The 3054-nt window shown below is 43.5% G+C and carries 3 protein-coding genes; all 3 read right to left on the reverse strand.

Going from position 1 to position 3054, the window contains the following annotated elements:
• Positions 1–210: 210 nt before the first annotated feature.
• The 3 genes from AAEZ02_RS21590 to acuR all read right to left on the reverse strand — a co-directional run bounded on the left by AAEZ02_RS21590 (position 211) and on the right by acuR (position 2906).
• The gene (locus AAEZ02_RS21590) at positions 211–732 is read right to left on the reverse strand and encodes a VF530 family protein (RefSeq protein WP_124013831.1); all 522 of its coding nucleotides are present in this window, start codon (positions 730–732) and stop codon (positions 211–213) included.
• A gap of 429 nt (positions 733–1161) precedes the next feature.
• The gene (gene acuI / locus AAEZ02_RS21595; protein ID WP_351124967.1) at positions 1162–2145 is read right to left on the reverse strand and encodes an acrylyl-CoA reductase (NADPH); all 984 of its coding nucleotides are present in this window, start codon (positions 2143–2145) and stop codon (positions 1162–1164) included.
• 92 nt (positions 2146–2237) lie between these two features.
• Positions 2238–2906 (reverse strand): acrylate utilization transcriptional regulator AcuR, encoded by a 669-nt coding sequence (gene acuR, locus AAEZ02_RS21600; RefSeq protein ID WP_124013830.1) that lies wholly within the window; start codon positions 2904–2906, stop codon positions 2238–2240.
• Between the last annotated feature and the right edge of the window lie 148 nt (positions 2907–3054).

The raw sequence follows: 3054 nt of genomic DNA on the forward strand, positions 1-3054 counted from the left end.
CAGCGTAGCGTCCTAGCATCTAGGCTTTTCGCCTGTATAGCATCTAGCAGCGTAGCGTCCTAGCATCTAGGCTTTTCGCCTGTATAGCGTCTAGCAGCGTAGCGTCCTAGCATCTAGGCTTTTCGCCTGTATAGCATCTAGCAGCGTAGCGTCCTAGCATCTAGGCTTTTCCCTTTTATAGCGTCCTTTGACATGAGAGCAGTCTAGTAATTATTTATTCCACGGATTGTTGGGATCAAATGTAGGCTGCGGCTTTTTGTTATTACTGCGCTGTGTCACTGCATCACTGTCATTTGAACGACTCGACGAAGAATATGAATTTGAAGATGATGACGAAGAAGCATATGAACGACTTTGATTATGTTTCATCTGGTCATAATCAGCGGTGGCTTTGGCTTTCATCTCGGCGACTAACTCAACCGTTAGCGGCTGAGGTTTACGCGGTTTTATACCGTCGGCAAAACCGCGTTCACGGGGTTTTAACTCAAACTGGGCTGAGTTGCCTTTTGGCATACGCTTGAAACGGTATAGATAAAAGTTTTCAACACGTTCCCTCGCCCACTCAGTCTTCTTAAGAAACGAAACACACGCGGCCGTGTTCGGATTGGTATTAAAACATTCTAAATGCATCGCGGCGTATAAAATTTTCCAATCATAAAATGCCACTAATTCAGAGATCATCGTTTCTGATTTTAAACCGTGGAGTGGATTATTTTGCTGTAGTTCTATCATGCTATCTCATGACCTCAAAAAGCTGTCTCTATAATATGTCTAGTTTACCGTTAAAATGCGCCATCGTCTTTATGCATCTTGCACATGCCCTAACGCTGAGTTAAATAAAACGCATTATTTTCGCGCGGCAGTTAACAATCGCCTTCTGATTTATTGCTACCAGACTGATAGACTGCTACTACTATTGCTACAAAACTGATATGACAACAAGGCTGAAAGATATCGAGGAAAAATACGTTATGGTTCGTTAACACAAGGTAAAGTAATCTGCCTATTGGTTCAAATAATGCTTTAAAACCAAATAGCGATTAATCAAACCATAGCCGGTTGCGAACGTCAGTTATTGTAACGGCGTTGAATGTTGTCAGCCAAATAAACTCTGACTGACAACCATATTAGCTTATACTCGCGATGTTGACGCTCATTAGATTAACGATTTACATCTACAACCACACGACCGCGAACCTTACCTGCCAATAAGTCACTTGCCACATCAATCGCTTCAGTCAAGCTGATTTCGTGAACAATGTCATCGAAAACGGCAGGGTCAAGGATCTCGCCCAGACGTTGCCATGCCTCAATACGATCGGCTAAAGGTCGCATTACACTGTCGACACCCGCTAACGTCACGCAACGTAAAATAAAAGGTGCTACGCTAGCAGGAAAATCCATACCCTGTGCCAAACCACATGCTGCCACCGTCCCGCCATATTTCATACTGGCACACACATTGGCTAATGTATGACTGCCAACAGAATCAACCGCACCAGCCCAACGCTCTTTGGCCAATGGACGACCCGCTTCAGATAAGGTCGCGCGATCAATAATGTCTTTAGCCCCTAGCTTTTTCAAGTAGTCGCTTTCATCAACACGGCCAGTAGAAGCCACTACGTGATACCCGATCTTAGCTAAAATAGCGATAGCAAAACTGCCAACACCGCCATTAGCGCCTGTTACTAGCACTTCACCTTTATCTGGGGTTAGGCCATTTTTCTCAAGTGCCATTACACATAACATCGCAGTATAGCCTGCGGTGCCAATCGCCATAGCTTGTTGCGGTGAAAACGCACTTGGCAATGGAATAAGCCATTCACTTTTTAAACGCGCTTTAGTTGCCAAGCCCCCGCAATGATTTTCACCTACGCCAAAACCATTCAATAATACCGTATCGCCAGTGGCAAACTTAGCGCTATCGCTGTGTTCTACTATGCCCACTAAATCTATGCCGGGCACCATAGGAAAGGTTCTCACCACGGGCGCTTTACCGGTAATGGCGAGGGCGTCTTTGTAATTAAGCGTGCTATAAAGCACTTTTACCGTAACATCACCTTCAGGTAGCACACTTTCATCAATGCTTTTCACTGTGGTGCGGTAACCTTGATCATCTTTCTCAATTAACATGCCATTAAACATCATGTGCTCCTAATTTAGACTAGTCGTCTATTAATGATTAAAAATTTTATTAACCTCAACTCGACTTTAGAGAAGAGGTCAGTAAGCTAAGGTTATTTAGGTAATGCGGCCATGAAAAGGTCGCAGTAATTATCTAGCGGTGTGGCCTGCTGCACCAACTTTGCTCGACTTACGGCGCCCTCCCAACCTACCCAAAAATTTTCGGCTAAAAGCTGGCAATTTGCACTTTCTGCAAGCTCGCCATGTAGTTGTGCATCCTTAAGACAACGGGCTAGACAGTCTTGCCAGCTAACGAATATCTCAATAATTTGCGGTCTAAAACTGTCGGGTAATACACCCACTTCTTGACCTAAGTTCCCCACCAAACAGCCACGCTTAAATTCATAACGGATCATTCCTGCTTTAGCATCTGCTACAAAATGACGGATCCGTGTTAGGGGTAAATAAGATTCATCTAAAAGGTGAATTTCAAGTTTACGTAAAAAATAGTCGGCATAATTTTGCAATACCACCTGTCCAAAAGCCTCTTTACTGGCAAAGTAATGATAGAAAGAGCCTTTTGGTACGCCCACCTTTTTCAAAATAGGTTCAATACCCGATGAAGCAAAACCTTGCTCTGTTAATTGCTCAAGGCCACTTCGGATAAGCTCTGCCCGCGTATCAGGATTATCGCGGGATATTTTAGGTGGCCGGCCACGACGAGGTTTCTCGGTTGTACTTGTGTGTGGACTCGACATTGAATCTAAGCTTAAATTATTCATAACACCTATATTAGACCGAACGTCTATTAAAATACAGTAGTATTATGAAAAATCGCAACATGACGCTCATTTATACTCAAGTGAATTCAAACTGCAGGTTTTAATTTCTGAAAGTTATCATTAATTGTATCACCGAGTGTATCGGCAA

Origin of the sequence: Shewanella sp. T24-MNA-CIBAN-0130 (genome assembly GCF_040310185.1) — a bacterium.
Taxonomy (GTDB): Bacteria; Pseudomonadota; Gammaproteobacteria; order Enterobacterales; family Shewanellaceae; genus Shewanella; species Shewanella psychromarinicola.